Source organism: Mucilaginibacter gotjawali, assembly GCF_002355435.1.
Lineage (GTDB): Bacteria > Bacteroidota > Bacteroidia > Sphingobacteriales > Sphingobacteriaceae > Mucilaginibacter > Mucilaginibacter gotjawali.
In genome coordinates this window covers 2898261-2916980 of the sequence record NZ_AP017313.1, presented here as the reverse complement: position 1 = coordinate 2916980, position 18720 = coordinate 2898261, and the positions used below count along the sequence as shown (strand labels likewise).

General features: G+C 42.2%; 10 protein-coding genes. 4 read left to right on the top strand and 6 right to left on the bottom strand.

Going from position 1 to position 18720, the window contains the following annotated elements:
* Positions 1–27: 27 nt before the first annotated feature.
* The 6 genes from MgSA37_RS12955 to MgSA37_RS12930 form a co-directional block, all read right to left on the bottom strand.
* The gene (locus MgSA37_RS12955) at positions 28–2394 is read right to left on the bottom strand and encodes an ABC transporter permease (protein WP_096352451.1); all 2367 of its coding nucleotides are present in this window, start codon (positions 2392–2394) and stop codon (positions 28–30) included.
* A gap of 157 nt (positions 2395–2551) precedes the next feature.
* Complete coding sequence (locus MgSA37_RS12950) at positions 2552–4951, bottom strand: ABC transporter permease (RefSeq protein WP_096352450.1); 2400 nt, start codon at positions 4949–4951, stop codon at positions 2552–2554.
* Between the two features lie 92 nt (positions 4952–5043).
* Positions 5044–7422, bottom strand: a complete 2379-nt coding sequence (locus MgSA37_RS12945) for an ABC transporter permease (protein WP_096352448.1) — start codon at positions 7420–7422, stop codon at positions 5044–5046.
* 111 nt (positions 7423–7533) lie between these two features.
* Positions 7534–9927, bottom strand: coding sequence for an ABC transporter permease (locus MgSA37_RS12940; protein WP_096357465.1), 2394 nt, complete (start codon positions 9925–9927; stop codon positions 7534–7536).
* A 287-nt stretch (positions 9928–10214) separates the two neighbouring features.
* Complete coding sequence (locus MgSA37_RS12935; RefSeq protein WP_096357463.1) at positions 10215–10892, bottom strand: ABC transporter ATP-binding protein; 678 nt, start codon at positions 10890–10892, stop codon at positions 10215–10217.
* A gap of 126 nt (positions 10893–11018) precedes the next feature.
* The gene (locus MgSA37_RS12930; RefSeq protein WP_096352447.1) at positions 11019–12278 is read right to left on the bottom strand and encodes an efflux RND transporter periplasmic adaptor subunit; all 1260 of its coding nucleotides are present in this window, start codon (positions 12276–12278) and stop codon (positions 11019–11021) included.
* A 458-nt stretch (positions 12279–12736) separates the two neighbouring features.
* On the opposite strand from MgSA37_RS12930, the gene MgSA37_RS12925 reads away from it, so the two are divergent.
* The 4 genes from MgSA37_RS12925 (at position 12737) to htpG (ending at position 18647) form a co-directional block, all read left to right on the top strand.
* Entirely contained in the window at positions 12737–14089 is a 1353-nt protein-coding gene (locus tag MgSA37_RS12925) for a sigma-54-dependent transcriptional regulator (RefSeq protein ID WP_096352445.1), read from the top strand.
* Entirely contained in the window at positions 14079–15443 is a 1365-nt protein-coding gene (locus MgSA37_RS12920; protein ID WP_096352444.1) for a sensor histidine kinase, read from the top strand. The genes MgSA37_RS12925 and MgSA37_RS12920 overlap by 11 nt, the downstream gene beginning before the upstream one ends.
* Positions 15444–16092: 649 nt before the next feature.
* Positions 16093–16623, top strand: a complete 531-nt coding sequence (locus tag MgSA37_RS12915; RefSeq protein ID WP_096352442.1) for an NADPH-dependent FMN reductase — start codon at positions 16093–16095, stop codon at positions 16621–16623.
* Positions 16624–16760: 137 nt separating this feature from the next.
* A complete protein-coding gene (gene htpG / locus MgSA37_RS12910; protein ID WP_096352441.1) occupies positions 16761–18647 on the top strand; it encodes a molecular chaperone HtpG in 1887 nt (628 codons plus the stop codon).
* Positions 18648–18720 lie beyond the last annotated feature (73 nt).

Sequence of the window (18720 nt, the reverse complement as noted above, 5' to 3'; positions counted from 1 at the left end):
CGCAACAATGACTCAATGACCTACCCATCACTCGCTCCTTAAACTTGTAACAGGGTTGCTTAGCGCAGCCTTAAGGGCCTGCCAGCTAACAGTGATGAGGCAAATAGTTAAACTTAAAATAAGGGTGACTACAAATACCCAAAGGCTGATAGTGGTGTGATAGGTAAACTGAGTCATCCAATGGTGAATATAAAACATGGTTAAAACAGAGCCTATGGCAAATGAAACACCAATTAACCAAACAAACTCCCGCGAAAGATTAAACCACAGGTTGCCTGTTGTAGCGCCTAATACCTTCCGGATTCCGATCTCTTTTTTACGCTGCTCCGCCGAGAATGAGGCGAGGCCGAAAAGCCCCAAACAGGATATGACAATAGCAAGGCAGGTAAAACAAATTGACATATTGCCTAATAGCCTTTCATTATTAAACTTGTTATTATATTTCTCGTCGGTAAAGTGGTATTCGAAAGGATAATCAGGGTTGTATTTTTTGTAGATACTCCTTATAATATCGAGACTCGCGGATACTGGTTTTGCTGGATTTAGCCTTAGGCTGATATTACCTGTCCATCCTTTTATAAAGCCGATTATGGCTGGTTTAACCGGGTCATAAGGCGAACCCCATACAAAATTCTCTATCACGCCAACTACTTTGCAGTTATGATCCTGGTATTTTACCAGCTGGCCCAATGGTTCTTTAAAACGCATCATTTTTACAGCGGCCTCGTTGAGTATAATAGCGGCTGTATCAGAGGGGTATTCGGGCGAGAAATCGCGCCCTTCAGTTAACTTTACGCCATAGGTTTTCACAAAATGATAAGTAACCGCCATCTGGTCAATCGGGATCTTATCCTCACCCGGCAGTTGCCCTTGCCATGTAATGCCCCATGAACTACTGCCGTTATTTACAATACTCATTGATGTAAGCGCACCGTCGGTTATGGCGCCGGCACTGATCGCCTCGCGACGAAAATCTTCAAATCGGGTATCCATTGCCCCTTCGACAGGCATATCAACCAAGCCAAAACGATCATATCCAATCGGCTCATCTTTTATATAGTTGATCTGCTTGTAGATGAATATACTTGATAAAATAAGGCATATTGCAAAAGTAAACTGCAATATCACCAATATTTTGCGCGGCGTTACAGTCGACTTTGAATTACTCAATTGTCCCTTAAGCACCAAAACCGGGCTAAACGATGAGAGAAATAACGCAGGGTAACTGCCCGCAACCAAACCGGTAAACGCAGTTACACCCAGGGCGGAGAGCCATGCATACAAATTACCGTAAGGTACCTGAAGTTTAATATTTATGAAGTTGCCGAAAACCGGAATCAGCAGCCAGATGAACAAAAGGGAGAACAAAAATGAAATAAAGGCCATCAATAACGATTCCCCCATGAATTGCGCTATCAGTGAAAAGCGAGCAGCACCGATCGCTTTGCGGACTCCAACCTCCCTTGCCCTACGTTCGGAGCGGGCCGTTGAAAGGTTCATGAAATTAATACAGGCGATTATTAATATACCGATAGCGAGCCATAAAAACAGCTCCACAGATCCCACCCGACCACCGGCATTTACACCGTTTTTGAAATCACCATAAAGGTGAAATTTGGCAAACGGATAAAGAAAAATAGTATTCTCCTTGTTATCGGGGTTGTAACGGGCAATTATATTTTTTAGCTTACTATCAACATTCATAGCTGAAGTGCCTGGCTTTAACATCACAAACGTTTTAAATGAATAGTTACCCCATCCGGAGGTTTTTATCCAATTTTGCTCAGCTGAGATCTGGTCCCAATTAATAAGTGCCTTAAAGTTAAACGATGAATTTGCCGGGTTATCTTTAATAACACCGCTAACTCTTAAAGGAAACTTTTGATCTAATTTAACCACCTGCCCTACAGGGTTGATATTGCCGAAGATTGCTTTAGCCGCCGATTCTGTCAGTACAATGGATGAAAGATCGGACAGCGCGTCTTTTTTATTGCCATAAATAAAATCCACCGTAAACATTTGCAAAAATGAAGGGTCGGCCGCCATTGTATTTACTTTGAGACCCTGGTTTTTGTAATTTACCAGCCTGTCATAGGGCCAGGTTGCACGCGTAATTCTATCTATTTCGGGAAAATCCTTTATCATGGCCGGCGCCAGCGGAACAGGTGTAGCATCACCGGTTAGTATCTCGCCATTGCTGGGCTGATTGCGCATGACCCGGTAAAGGCGATCAGAATTGGTATTAAATTTGTCGAAACTAAACTCATTGTAAACATAAATGAGCAGTATAAAACTCACTGCCATACCTATAGCCAGGCCACCGATGTTAATGATACTGTAAAGACGGTTCTTACCTAGGTTCCGCCAAGCGATCTTTAGGTAGTTTTTCAGCATGATATTCCGATTTAAAGCAATTTCCTATTTAAATCTATAGACCACTTTTTATGCAAAACAGTTGCACAGAATCTTAAAAATATTCGCCTCATAATAAATCCATCTGTAAAGCAGAAGGACTTTTAACCTTGTTTAAAAGCTACCGGGTTAGGGGGCATCACTCGCTCCTCAAACTATCCACCGGATTTGCCATCGCTGCCCTTACAGCATGATAGCTAACCGTTACTACCGCCGTTAAAATTGCCACAAAACCGGCCGCGGCAAACATCCACCACGATATGGAAATACGATAGGCAAAATTTTGCAGCCAGTTACGCATGGCCCACCAGGCAATTGGCGAAGCTATCGCGATGGCGAGGAAAACCAGCTTTAAAAAATCTTTCGACAACAAACTATTAATGGAGTTTACACTGGCGCCCAATACTTTGCGGATACCAATTTCTTTTGTGCGCTGCTCAATAGTAAACGCCGCGAGGCCAAACAAACCCAGGGCAGCTAAAATGATAGTGACATAAGTAAATACCCCGAAGATAGATGCCAGCCGGTCTTCTGCTTTGTATTGGGCGTTAAAAGCATCATCCATAAAAGTATAATCAAAAGGTGTATCCTGGTCGTATTTTTTATAGATGGCCTGCATTTTACCCAACAGGGTTGGAAGATTAGTATGGGGACTGATCCTGGCGAACAGGTTACAGCCAAATTTCATGAAATAGCTATCGGTATCCTTTAAAACAACCAGCGACAAAGGCTTTACAGCATAAGCCATTGTGGTAAAGTTGAAGTTTTTTAATACGCCGCTAACTGTTATTTTTTGATCGCCTGATTTAAGAACACTGCCTACCGGGTTAGCCGGAAGGTGTAACTCCGCAATTGTTTCTTCGTTAATAATAGTTTTATTACGGCTGGCCAGCTCCGCATTTGGGGCCGGGGGATACTTCCATTTTAAACCGAGAGCTGCCATAAAGTTTTCGTCCGCAACAATAGCCGCAGCGCCCACGCTCTCCCCTTTGGTTTTTCCATCAAAAAAATTCATGTTGTAGCTCTTAAACATGGCATAATTTGAAGTAGCCACATTGCTTACCCCGGCTAATGATTGAATTTCCTGTTTTAACGTACTGTACTTTTTTCCAACGCTATTGCCTATAGGAATCATCACCACATTATCTTTATTTATACCAGTATCGGCATGCCTGAAATAAGATACCTGTCGGTCAATAACTATCCCGCAAACAATAAGCCCGATGGATATGGCAAATTGCAGGGTGGTAAATACCTTACGCACCGTAACACCACCTGCCTGTTTGCTCATTTTCCCCTTAAGGGTAATAACAGGTTTAAATGCAGAGAGTACCATTGACGGGTAAAACCCTGCTATTAAAATAGTTATAATCAATAAACTAAACAAAAGAATGAGCACCGTAGGGCTGTATAAAAACGAGTTATCGATTTTTAACTGAATGATGCTTAAAAACCACGGAGTAATTAAATAGCATAAAAGGTACCCGAGTACAAACGATATACAGGTAAATACAGCCGACTCCACATAAAATTGGGTGGCAATGGTTTTGCGGCTTGCACCGGACACTTTACGCACGCCAACTTCCTTTGCCCTTAATGTCGCCCGTGCTGTTGAAAGGCTCATATAATTTACCAGCGCCAGCAATAAGATGAGCACAGCCACTAATGGGAATATTTTAAGGTACCTGATATTCGATTGATCACCGAAGTTGTTTTTTAAATGAGAATCAACCAAGGCGTTGAACGAGAACTTTATATTATCGAAGTCTTTTTCCTTTTTAGCCAACCTGTCCATCCCCCGGGCCAGCTTGGCGGTATCTGCAGCATTTTTAAGCAGTAGGTAGAGGCCAAATGCACCGTAGCTGATATGCTTATCGCCGGTATACCTTGACGCTTCTTTCATCGCAAGTAAACTGGCGTTACTGGCTACAAAATTAAAATCAATCGATGAGTTTGATGGGGCGTTTTCTGCTACGCCGGTAACCTGATAGGTATAAGTGCTATCAGTTTTTATCATAATGGTTTTGCCAACCGGGTTTCCGCCGCCAAAATACTTTTTGGCGATATCCCTTGATAAAACTACAGTGAATGGTCGTTTAAGTACATCGTTAACCGAACCAGATAACAGCTTAAAGGAGAAAAAGTTAAAAAAACCAGGATCAGTAAACAAAAGTTTATCCTCAATGAACTTTTTGCCGGGCGAAGACGGATCATTCACCACCACAGGATTTTGGTTGAAATAAGCAAGCGTGCGCATATAAGCTTTTACCGTGGGCTGTGATTGCTGGATAAGCGGCCCGGCAGCGTAACTCATGTACTGCATATTCATGATAGTGCTGCCTTGTTTTATTTGGCCCTGCGGCATATATATCAGGTCAGCATTTTTATGAAAACGATCATAGCTCATTTCGTGGGCAACATACATCATAATCATCATACAAACTGCCAGCCCGACTCCGAGGCCAGTAATATTGATCAGGCTAAATAACTTTTGCTTGGTCAGGTTTCGCCAGGCGATTTTCAGGTAGTTGAATATCATGGTTTGGTTTATTGGTTCAATTGTTCATTGGTTCATTGGTATCTATCATTTGGTCATTGCTTTTTTCATAATCTCTTGTCTCTATTCTCTAATCACTCGGAACGGAGGCTTTTCACCGGGTTAGCAAGTGCTGCTTTTACAGATTGAAACACAATAGTTGCGCAGGCGATGATTAATGCACCCAGTCCGGCAGAAACAAGCACCCACCAGCCCATGCTAATGCGGTAAGGGTAATCCTCGAGCCATTTGTTCATCGCATACCATGCTAGCGGCGAGGCGATAACAATGGCGATGAACACAAGCTTTAAAAAATTCGTCATTAAAACAACACTAATATTAGCAATACTGGCTCCCAATACCTTGCGCACGCCGATTTCCTTTACCCGTTGTTCAATAGATAATGTGGCCAGCCCGAATAAGCCCAGACAGGAAATAAGTATGGAGATGGCCGCAGCTATCGTGATGATCTGTTTCCATTTATTTACACTATCATATTGATCTGCCAGTTCATCTGTTAAAAAGTTGTATTGAATCGGAGCATCGGCTATCAGTTTTTTGTATTCATGCTGTATAGCCTCAATTGCTTTAACTTTTTGATTGGGGTCGATTTTAACCAGCACATCGCCATAAGTTGGTTTTGGGAGTTGCTCGATCACCAGCGGGTTTATTTTGGAATTTAGCGATGCGCTGTGAAAATCATGAACGAGCCCGATGACTGTAAGTTCCTGTTTACCTTGTTTTATCGTCTTGCCCAAAGGACTATCCTGCCAGCCGGCTGCCTTTACAAACGCTTGATTAACTAAAACTTCGGTAGTATCGCCAGCCATATTGTAAAAACCATGCCCCTGTATTACAGGGATATTCAATTCGTTTAAAAACTCATTGTCAATACCCAAAAATGACGTACTGGTTAGTTTTTTATCGCCAACTTCAAAAAGATCTGCATAAACTGAAGTAAATGACGCCATCTGCCCCGAAATACTTTTTATAAACGGATATTTAGACAAATCGCTTTTAAAGGCGGGAAAATCATGAGGCAACTGCAGGTCAACAATATCCTGTGGCTTATAACCAAGGTCGGAGTTTACCAGGTAATTAAATTGTTTCAGCATCACGATGGTGCCGATGGCTAAAAAAACAGCAATTATAAATTGCACAACCACCAGGCTTTTTCCAAAATAATTGTGGCCATTGATCTTTAATTTCCCGTAAAGTGTTTGTACCGGATTAAAGCCTGATAGAACCATTGCCGGGTAAAAGCCTGCTAAAAAGGTATTAACAAGTATCAGTGCGACAAAAATAACTGCCGATTGCCAGGTTAAAAGATAGCCGGCCTGCAGATTTTTATTGGCCAGTTCATTAAATTCGGGCAAACAAATCACCAATATTACCAGTGAAATTAATGATGCAATCAAGGTTAGCAGGAACGACTCGCCCATAAATTGAACGATGAGCTGCGCGCGCGAACTGCCGTTAACCTTACGTATGCCTATCTCTTTAGCACGGCGTAACGAACGCGAGAGCGTTAAATTAATAAAATTGATACAGGCGATAAACAGGATAAAGGCAGCTATGCCACCTAAAATAAGCGAATAATCAACCTTGTTTGACGGCCTCAGGCCGTTTCCGGTACCGTATTCACCTAAATGCACTTTGTAATATGGTTCCAAATTAAATCGGACACTTAATTTCTGCCCGAATTGCTTTTTGTATTCGGCCAATTTTTTGCCCGCATCCTGGTTGAAAATAACATTCATTTTTCGCTCAACGTCCCGTGGGTTAACCCCTGGCCTTACATACACAAACGTGTTTAAAAACATACTGAACCAATCATCCGTTGTATACGATTTGGGTAAGGAGGGTTCGATCGGCATCAGCAAACTAAAATGTACTGTTGAATTTTGCGGGACGTTTTTTGCGACCCCGGTGATAATAAAAGGTGAGAACTTGCCACTAACGTTTATCTGTAATGTTTTACCAACAGCATCAGTACTGCCAAAATATTTTTTTGCTATTGCTTCAGTAATTACCAAATCATTGGGGTCATTTAATACCGATCCCGATTTTCCACTGATCAGCGGAAATGAAAATATTTTAAAGATACTTTTATCAGCATATAAAATTGGCTCGCTAATCACGTTGCCGCCTTTTTTTACCAGAACACTTCCGCCACCGTTAATCCGGCAAAACTCATTTATTTCGGGTATTTCCTGTTTAAAGGTTATGCCTTCTACACCTCCTGTAAATCCGTTTTTATAAGTGGCGCCATCCGGCGAGCGCCCGTCCTGAACAACCCGGTAAATAGAGGCTCCATTGGTATTAAAGCGGTCGAAACTGACTTCGTCTTTTATGTACAGCGTAATCAGCATAACACAGGCCAGGCCAATGCTCAGCCCAAATATGTTTATCAATGTATAGGTTTTGTTCCTGTACATATTGATAAATGCGGATTTTAAATAGTTTTTTATCATGACAGCTAATTAGTGAATTATTGAATTATTCAAAAGTAATTTTGTCTCGCGGCATAGGGTTATCAAGTCTTTTTTTCCTAATCTGCGGTCTCCAATCTCCGATAAACTAACCTACTCACTTCTCAGGCTTTTAACCGGGTTTGCCATTGCAGCTTTTATCGTTTGGATGCTTACCGTCAGCACAGCAATTAGTATTACAATAACACCCGCTAAAATAAAAACCCAGGCGTTAATGGTTATCCGGTAGGCAAAATCCTGCAGCCATTTGTTCATAAGCCACCAGGCTAACGGGGTTGAGACAACAACGGAAGCAAATACCAGCTTTACAAAATCAGCGGATAATGTGGCTGCAATATTGTTCACACCGGCACCTAATACCTTACGAATACCTATTTCTTTCACTCGTTGTTTAGCAGCGTAAGCCGATAAGCCAAACAGGCCCAGGCAAGCCAGGGCAATGGCTACGCCAGAAAATATATTTAACACTGCACCCAGCCGCATTTCAGAATTATAGAGTTTATTAAAATCTTCATCAAGAAAATGGAATTCAAATGGCCTGTCGGGTACAAGTGTTTTCCATTTTGATCCGAGAAATGATATGGTTTGCCGGATATGATCGCCGCTTATTTTTATGAGCAGTTGGCGGCTCCTGTTTTCGGGAAACAGTACCAGGGGTTTTATCGGGTTATGAAGGGATTCGAAATTAAAGTCCTTTACAACCGCCTTTACATAACCCGGTCGTGAGGCGTCAAGGAACATTTTTTGGCCTATGGCCCGCTCAGGTGTCCAGCCCAGTTCTTTTGCGGCCGACTCATTTATAATAAAATGATAGGTGTTCTGGCTTCCATCTTTGTTCGAAACGTCTTTTATATCCTGTTGATTAAGGTCAGCCCCGGCAATAATATGCAGGCCGGTTGTTTTTATAAAGTCATCGTCTATAGGATTGGCTGTTACTGCTATCTGCTGACTTTCGGGCATCACAGATGACCGCATATTATAACCCCCGCCAATGCTTACCGGGGTACTTACGCAAGCGGAAATATTTTGTATATGGGGATCTGTTTTAAATTCCTGTTTAATAACAGCAATATTGTCCCGCATTTTTTCAGACATTGGCAATACAAGTACATGATCGCGGTTGTAGCCAAGGTTTTTGTTGCGGATGAAGCTTAATTGCTTTTGTATGATGAAGGTGGATACAATCAGCAATACCGATATGGAAAACTGGAAAACGATAAGCGATTTTCTTACCCATTGCCCGCTCACTGTATTTTTAAAGGAGCCTTTTAAAACTTTTACCGGCTGAAAATTCGATAATATCAACGCAGGGTAAATGCCGGCGAGGAAACTTACCAGAATAGTAACCAGGATTAAGCCGCCTATAAACTGCGCCGAAAAAATAGATTGTATGGTAAGCTGTTTTTCGGTAAGCTGGTTAAATTCAGGCAGCAATATGACTGCGGCAATGAGGCTGATAACCGTTGAAATGGCGCAAAGAATTGCCGATTCGCCCATAAACTGCCAGAAAAGCTGCATTTTACCGGCGCCTATTACTTTTCGCACGCCAACCTCCCTGGCCCGCTCAACAGACCGCGCTGTATTCAGGTTGATATAAGTAAAGCAGGCAATAAAAAGGATCAGTAAAGCTACTGCCTCCAATATATAAATGTATTTGATATTGTTATTGGGTTCAAACCCGTCAAACTCAGAATGCAGGTGGATGCTTGTAAATGGTTCGAGAAAGAAATCGACCGTAGCCCCCTGCCCGGCCATTTCCTTTTGCATAAAAGGGGTAATTTTTGACTGCAGCGTATTGATAAATGATTTATCCCTTAAAAGAAAATAGGTAGTATAGTTGGCATCCCAATAAGTTTTCTCCTGCCCGGCTAGGCCTAAGGAGGAGAACGATGCCAGGAAATCAAATTTAATCTGCGAATTTGACGGGCAATCCTGCATAACGCCGGTAACCTGGTATAAAACACTATCGGCAGCTAATTTCAATGATTTTCCTACCGGGTTGTCGCTGCCAAAGTATCTTTTTGCCGTTGATTCGGTAAGCACGACTTTATGCGGGGCATTTAACAGAGCGGCCGGATCGCCTTGTACAACCTTGAAAGAAAAAATTTGAAAAAATGCAGCGTCTGCATACATAAAAGCTTTTTCATCGATCAGCTTATTTTGGTACTGAACAACTTCGTTATACTCAACCATTCGCACGCCCGACTCAATTTCAGGGAAAGTTTGCTTAAAAACCGGTGCCACCCGTACACTGGTGAAATTCCCTTTTTTAAATTCATCTCCCCCATTAAACTTATATTCCATGATCACCCTTGCAATCCGGTCGCCGTTTTTCTGAAACCGGTCGTAATTCAATTCGTGCCGGATATAGATTCCTATAAGGAGGCAACACGTCAGCCCGATGGAAAGACCGAACGTATTAATAAAAGAGGCTGTCTTATTCCTCCATAAGTTTCGAAAAGTGATCTTTAAATAATTGCGTATCATAGGATAATAGTCATTGATCATTAATTATTTACTTCGTCTAATTAAGCCACTGTTTAGTAACTAATGAAGTACATATTTTTCTTTCGGACTTTACTGATCCAGCCAGCCCCCCAGGCGGATTTTCGGGCATCCGGACTCAAAAAATAAAGGCAACACTCAAGCTAACCCCTCCAAAATGGAGGAGATTAGCGGAGGCACTTATTAACTTATATAAACTATTATTGAAGTCGGCAGTCCGGAGTCTTTAGTCTGAAGCCGAATTTGACTCAGGACTTGAGGCTTAGGACTTAAATCATAATATTCTCAACCACGGTTTGCCCGTCAAGCAGGCGGATAATACGATGGCTGTAACGGGCGTCGTGTTCTGAGTGGGTAACCATGATAATTGTGGTGCCCTGTTCGTTTAAGTCAGTAAGCAATTCCATTACATCGTTACCGTTGCTGCTATCCAAATTACCGGTGGGCTCATCCGCCAGTATCAGTTTGGGTTTGTTTACAACGGCCCTGGCAATAGCCACACGCTGTTGCTGACCACCCGATAATTGCTGCGGATAGTGGTTACGGCGGTGCATGATCTGCATTTTATCCAGCACCTCCTCTACTCTTTTAACCCTCTCGGCTGATGGCACGCCGGTGTAGATCAACGGTAACTCGACGTTTTCAAATACGGTGAGTTCATCAATCAGGTTAAAGCTTTGGAACACAAAACCGATATTATGCTTGCGCAGGTCGGCGCGTTTGCGCTCCGTAAAATGGGCCACTTCGATGCCGTTAAAAACATAGCTGCCCTCATCCGGGTCGTCGAGCATGCCCAAAATATTAAGCAAGGTTGATTTGCCGCAGCCCGACGGGCCCATGATGGCAACAAACTCACCGGTTTTAACTTCGATCGACAGCTTGTTTAAAGCAATCGTTTCTACCTCTTCTGTGCGGTAAAATTTCTCAAGATCTGTAATTTTTATCATTGGTGCCTCCATAATCCTTACCTCCTTTTTTGAGTGAAGAATGTTATTTATAGTTTTTAATTAATTATTCTTTATTTATTTATAAAACTTTTCTTTTCTAATTTCCAATTACTAATCGCTAACCCGCTACTTTTTCAATACCAGCACTTCATTAGTACCATAGGTCTCGTAACTTGAGGTAATCACTTTATCACCCTCCTTTAAACCTGATGTCAATTCATAATAATCAGGGCTTTGCCTGTTTATCTGGATATCTACTTTATAGGCTGTTTTACCATCCGCCGCCAGTTTAAATATCCAGTTGCCGCCCGTTTGCTGAAAGAAACCACCTTTTGGTAGCAAAAGTGCCGGAACCGGGTCGCTAAATACAAGCCTGATCTGTAAGGTCTGTCCTTTTCTTATTCCTTTGGGTACTGCACCCACAAACAGCATGTCCACATTAAACTGTCCATTGGTTACCTGTGTGTACACCTTTTTAACAACCAGTTTAAAGGTGTTGTTATCATTATCCACATAGTAAGCGGTCAATCCGGGAATAACACGGGAAATATAGTGCTCTTCAACCTGCGCCTGCACCTTAAACCCTGATAAGACGTCGATTTGTGCCAGATGTTCCCCTTTTGTTTTACTTTGTCCTACTTCGGCATCAAGGGAGGTTAACTGGCCATCAACCGGCGCCCTTACGGTAAGGTCGGCAACTTTTTCCTGCATTACGGTTAATGCCTGCTTCATTTGGGCTATCTGCTGTTTTGCCTGCGATACCGATTGTTTTACCAGCATCGTATCCTGGCTTAATATCTGCTTTGTCAGCCTTCTTTTTTCGGTTTGATAATCATAAGCATTTTTGGCGATCTGGTAATCCTGCAAGCCAATGGCTTTCTTTGCATAAAGTTCTTTATCCAGTTTATATAATCTTTCCGCCTCTTTAAATGAACTTTCCACATCGGCCATATTTTGTAGCTTGGTGATGGTATTTTGCTGCGCCTGGTTTTGCGCTATCTGCATCTGGATCTGCTGGCCCGTTACATTAGTTTGCTGGCCCGCCAACTGAAGCTCCAGGTCGGGATCAGATAGTCTTAAAATGGGTTGCCCTTTTTTCAGGATCGCGCCGTCTTCAACATATTTTTCTTCCACACGCCCCCCATCTGAAGCATCAAGGTAAATAGTAGTAAGCGGCAACACGGTTCCGTTGATCGGTATAAACTCCTGGAACGGCCCTTTTTTTATTTCGCTGATCGTTAATCTGTCTGTATCTACATCGAGTTTACTTTTGCCTCCTACGGTTGTTAAAATCATCCAGGTAAGCAATATCACACCGGCGGCTATTCCGGTAATCATCAGAATTCGTTTGGTATTCCAGGTCTTTTTTTCAATTTTTCTGTCCACTGTATTATGTTATATTTTGATGAATGGTTATAAAAAGATATGCCACAAATTAATTTACTGTATTTCAGCCATTTAAGCCTTATTTATAAGATTAAAGCGTACGCTTCTGTTACAGCAAGTGTACGGTTATGATACAATGACTATTGAGTCATTTGGTCATTAAGTCATTAGGTCATTGGACGATGATTATGAAGAATTTGTCATTTGCTGATTGGTATACAGGTTAATAGTTATTAGGCAATTGTGGATAATAAAATTTTATTGTTCATATTTAACGCACTTACGGCAATTAGCATAAAAATTGCAGTATTTAATATAGCGGTTCATAGTTAAACAGTTTATCAGGCACGTTGAATTAAGTAAATTTACAAATTTACATCCCATAATTATTATGCACTTTTTCTGTACCTGTGATAAAAATGACGCAATGACCTGATGACCCAATGACTAACTAAAAGATGATACTAAAAAAAGCTACAGTTTTAATTGTTGACGATGACCCGGATGTGCTTACCGCAGTTAAGCTATTGCTGAAAACGGAAGCCGGAGAGGTGATCACTGAAAAAAATCCCGAAAATTTAAACTGGCTGCTACAGCGTAACCAGGTTGATCTTGTTTTGCTCGATATGAACTTTAACAGCGCCATTAATACCGGAAACGAAGGATTGTACTGGCTGCGGAAAGTTAAAGAATGGAAGCCGAATGTTTGCGTGATCATGATCACCGCTTATGGCGATATTGACCTGGCCGTACGCAGCTTAAAGGAAGGCGCCAATGACTTTATCGTAAAACCCTGGCACAATGAGAAGTTGATTGATACAATAAAAGAACTGCTGGATAAAAAAGAAGGCACTAAACCTTTAAAAACTACCTCAAAGAGCGGAAGCCAGACATCGATCCTGGGTGAATCGGATGTGATGCAGGATATTTTTTTTAAAGTAAACAAAATAGCCCCAACCGATGCCAACATTTTGATACTGGGCGAAAACGGCACCGGCAAGGACCTGATGGCCAAGGCTATTCACGAACGTTCGCTGCGCGCCGATAAACCTTTTGTAAAGGTTGACGTTGGCGCACTTACGGATTCATTATTTGAAAGCGAACTATTCGGCCATAAAAAAGGTGCTTATACCGATGCCCGCGAGGATCGTGCCGGCCGGTTTGAAGATGCTGAGGGCGGCACCTTATTTTTGGATGAAATAGGCAATATTTCCCTGCAGCAACAAGCCAAATTATTAACGGTGCTGCAAAACCGGCAGGTAACCCGCCTTGGCACCAATAAAGCGGTTGATATTGATATCCGTTTGATATGCGCTACCAACCTGCCATTGTATGAACTGGCTAACGAAAACCGTTTCAGAAAGGATTTAATTTACCGGATCAATACGGTTGAGATCAACATGCCGCCTTTGCGCAAACGTAACGAGGATATAGTGATACTGGCCCGGCACTTTGCTAAAGTTTATGCAAGCAAATACCTGAAGCCTTCGGTTGATTTTGATGCCGCCGCGCTGATAAAGCTCAAGGGATATAATTACCCCGGCAACGTACGGGAGCTGCAATACACTATTGAGCGGGCGGTTATTATGGCGGACGACCACATCCTGCGGCCAGATGACCTCATCTTCTCCATACTTGAAACCCAGCCGGATGTGGTAGTTGATGACGATAACATTCCGTTGAGCATTATGGAAAAAAATGCGATTCTTAGGGTGATTGATAAACATAACGGCAATATTACCCGGGCGGCCAAAGAACTTGGCTTAACCCGTACCGCACTTTACCGCAGACTGAGCAAATATGATATTTAAGCGATATGAATGGCGGCTGGTGCTGCGGGTGATCATTATGTTTATTACCCTCACCATAACTTCGGTGCTGGTGGAAAAAGGCTCCGGCTTTTACATCTTTTTAGTGATTACCCTGCCGCTGGTAGTTTATGAGGTGATAGACCTGATCCGCTTTCAAAAAAAGGCGCAGGACGAAGTAACCCAGTTTGTTGAATCTATCCATTACCGCGATTTTTCGAGGCATTTTGATGTGCGCAAGGCGCCAAATGAGCTAAAACCGCTTCGTAAGGGTTTTAACGAGATCAACACCACCTTTAAACTGATCAGCCGCGAACGCGAAACGCAATACCATTACCTGCAAAAAATATTGGAACTGGTGGATACGGGTATCTTATCCTACGAACAGGAAACCGGCGAAACCGGCTGGATCAACGAGTCGTTTAAAAACCTGCTGGGTGTCCCCTATCTTAAAACCATCCACTCGCTTGAAAAACGTGAACCTGCTTTGTATGCCGAGCTGATCAAACTAAAAACCGGCGACGCTAAAATCATCACCATTACCCGCAACCAGCAATTGGTAAAAATACTGGTGACCGCCAGTATGCTGCGCAGCGATGATAAAGTATATAAACTGATCGCATTCCAGAATGTAAGCGAAGCACTGGATGAAACGGAATCAAAAGCCTGGCAAAAACTATTGAGTGTAATGACGCACGAGATCATGAACTCGGTAGCGCCCATATCGTCGCTGGCCGATACGATGAAGAACCGGCTGCAAAGCCCCGAAATTAAAAACAGCCCGGTAAGCAGCGAACTGGAGGACCTTGAACTGGGTATTGATACCATTAAACGCCGCAGCGAGGGTCTGCTTAAATTTACCGAAAGTTACCGAAGCCTTAACAAGATCACCAAACTGGATCTGACTAAAATACTGGTGCGCAACCTTTTTGAGAACCTGAACAGCCTGATGCGGCCATCGCTTGAAAAAAAACATATTGAGCTGGAGATCATTCTTCGCGACCCAACCCTTGCGATTGAGGCCGACCATAACCTATTGGAACAAGTAATGATTAACCTGCTGGTAAACGCGGTGGAAGCTGTAAAGGAGCGTGAAAACCCAAGGATTACCCTATCTGCCGAAATTACCAGCAATAACAAAACCCTGGTAAAGATTGCCGATAACGGCATGGGTATGCCGCCGGAATTGCTTGATAAAATATTTATCCCTTTCTTTAGTACACGCAAAAGCGGCAGCGGCATAGGGCTCAGTCTTTGTAAACAGATCATGCTCTTGCACAAGGGTAATATCCAGGTGCAATCAACCGAGGGCATGGGGGCGGCGTTTATATTGTCGTTTGCGCAGGTGGGCGGATGAAATGTCTGAACTATGATTTTTAAGATGAGAGGATTGTAGGATTAAAAGGCTACTTGTTTCTTTTGAAAAACCTTGACCATCCCGGCAACTTCGGATATTATAAATAATCTGTTATAAATCAAACATCGGTTTGGTTTACAAGCAGTTCCCAAACCCCAACCACACCCCACATTGTGTATTTTTTGGATCGCGATTCCATATTACGGAAAAATATATTTTTTAACAAATGGTGTTTATGGGTTATGATAAAATTGAAAAACAGGCGTTTTTAGCCACAAAGAGGCTTTTTTATTTCGCTTGTGGCTTTTTATCACATCTTTTTCCCTGCAGAAGTTTCATTAATTGCCAGAATTGATAAGCTGGAATAATTATTGCATTTCCCGGTAAGCAACAACGCTAAAGAAATTTATGGATATGAACATTCTTAACATTATCGGTATCGTAGCTACAACGGCTCCAATATTTTTTATCATCAGAACAAGTATTTCAATGATAAGGGACAGAAGGCTCAACTAAAACTAAGAAGCACTATTAATTAAAAAACAAATAACTACCGGTGTTTTTTGAAAACCGTCAGTATTTGATCATTTTTCTGATCGGGCTGCTTTTCAAGGTTTATAAACTGTAAAATTGCATTTTATCGTTTGCATTGAAACCAACAAAAAATATCATCGCTATTTCGGGCAGCCTCCGTGCCGGTTCATCCAACCATGGTATTCTGCGTTTCCTGGGTAAATTGGCGCCGGCAAATGTTAACTATGCTATTTACGATGGCTTAAGCCAATTACCCCATTTTGACCCTGGTTTGGATCATGACGATCCGCCGGAAACCGTAACGGCTCTTCGCAAATTATTAACTGAAGCTGATGGCGTAGTGATTTGCACACCTGAATATGCCTTTGGCGTGCCCGGATCCTTAAAAAACGCTCTCGACTGGATGGTTAGCAGCGGCTCACTCGTGGGTAAACCATTGGCGCTTATCACTGCCTCAACCGGCGGGAAAAATGCGCATGCTTCCCTGCTATTGACATTGGGCGCATTGTCTGCAAATGTGTTGGAGGATGCTACGTTGCTGATTTCTTTTATCAGGTCGAAAATGGATGGTGACGGGAATATAACAGATGTGGAAACAGCCAATAAGCTAAAGACAGCATTTACTGCTCTTTTAAATCAGTTGTAATTATACCTTTTCAACCATTCCAACTTTTTCAACCATTCCAACCTATCCCCTGCCAATTTGTCAACCCAACGTCTTTTGGAACGCCCATTGATAGATGGGATTATCACAAAAACAATAAACTAATAACTTTATAGATTATGCAAGAAAAAGGCACAATTTCGATTCATACCGAAAACATTTTTCCAATCATTAAAAAATTCCTGTATTCAGATCACGAGATATTTTTGCGTGAGCTGGTATCTAACGCTGTTGATGCGACACAAAAGATCAAACGCCTTGCACTTTCGGGCCAGTATACCGGCGAATTGGGCGACCTGCGTGTTGAAGTAGCTTTTGATGAGGACAAAAAAACCATTACTATATCCGATAATGGTTTGGGAATGACGGCCGAAGAGATCAAAAAATATATCAACCAGATCGCTTTTTCAGGCGCTGCCGAGTTTGTTGAGAAGTTTAAAGACTCAAAGGATGCAAATGAAATTATAGGCCGTTTTGGCTTAGGTTTTTATTCGGCGTTTATGGTGGCCGACCAGGTAGAGATTGAAACCTTGTCGTACCAGGAAGGCGCAACACCTGCCCATTGGACATGCGATGGCAGTACCGAATTTGAAATAACCGAAGGCAGCCTGGCCGAACGCGGTACGGAAATTACGCTGCACATTAATAAAGATGGCGAAGAATTTTTAAGTAAACACCGCCTGCAGGAGATCCTGGATAAATATTGCAAATTTTTGCCGGTGCCTATTAAATTCGGCACAACAACCCAGGAAGAAGAAGATGGCGTGGATGAAGAAGGTAAAACCAAATACAAATCGGTTGAAACTGATAACATCATCAACGATACCAACCCGATATGGACTAAAGCGCCTGCGGAGTTAAAAGACGAGGACTACCTGAATTTTTACAAGCAGCTTTACCCTTTTTCTGAGGACCCGTTATTCTGGATCCACCTGAATGTGGATTATCCGTTTAATCTTACCGGCGTTCTGTATTTCCCGAAATTAAAAAACGATTTTGAAATGCAGCGTAACAAGATAAAGCTTTACTCGCGCCAGGTATTTATTACTGACGAGGTAAAAGACATTGTTCCGGAATTTTTGATGCTGCTGCATGGGGTGATCGATTCACCGGATATCCCGCTGAACGTATCGCGGAGTTTTTTACAAGCCGACAGTAACGTAAAGAAGATCAACAGCTATATCACCAAAAAGGTAGCTGAAAAATTGGCAGACCTGTTTAAAAACGACCGTAAAGCGTTTGAAGATAAATGGAGCGATATTGGCCTTTTTGTTAAATATGGCGCCATCAGCGACGATAAGTTTTATGATAAGGCTAAAGATTTTGTCTTGCTGACCAATACCAAAAAGGAAAATTTTACCCTTCCAGAATATAAGGAAAAAGTGGCCCCTGAGCAAACTGATAAAGATGGCAAGCTGGTTTACATTTATACCAATGATCCTGACAAACAGGATGCGTTTATACAATCGGCAAATAAAAAGGGTTATGATGTATTGCTGATGAACTCCCCTATTGACAATCACTTTATTGGCCATATAGAGCATAAGCTGGAAAATACATCCTTTAAGCGGGTAGATGCTGATGTTGCTGATAAACTGATTGCCAAAGAAGATGCACCCGAGCATATCCTTACCGAAGAGCAATCAACCAAAGTGAAGGCTGTATTTGAAAAGGCGATCAACAGGGCGGCTTATAAAGTGCAGCTGGAGAGTTTAAACCCCGAGGAAATGCCTGTAACTGTAACCATGGATGAGTTTATGCGCCGGATGAAGGAAATGGCAGCAATGGGCGGCGGCATGAGCTTTTATGGCAGCATGCCCGATAATTATAAAGTGATCATCAACGGAAATCATAAACTGATCAGCCGGATTGCTAACGAGGAAAACGAAGAGTTGCAAACCCAGCTTTCAAAACAAGCTTTTGATCTTGCACTCCTTTCACAAGGCTTGTTAACCGGCGCGGAACTGACAGAGTTTGTTACCCGCAGTGTTAATTTGATTGACTGATTTTAGTTGATTGAGTTGACTAAGTTGATTGGGTTGATTAAGTTGGAGTTTCAACTTAATTGTAATAGCCACA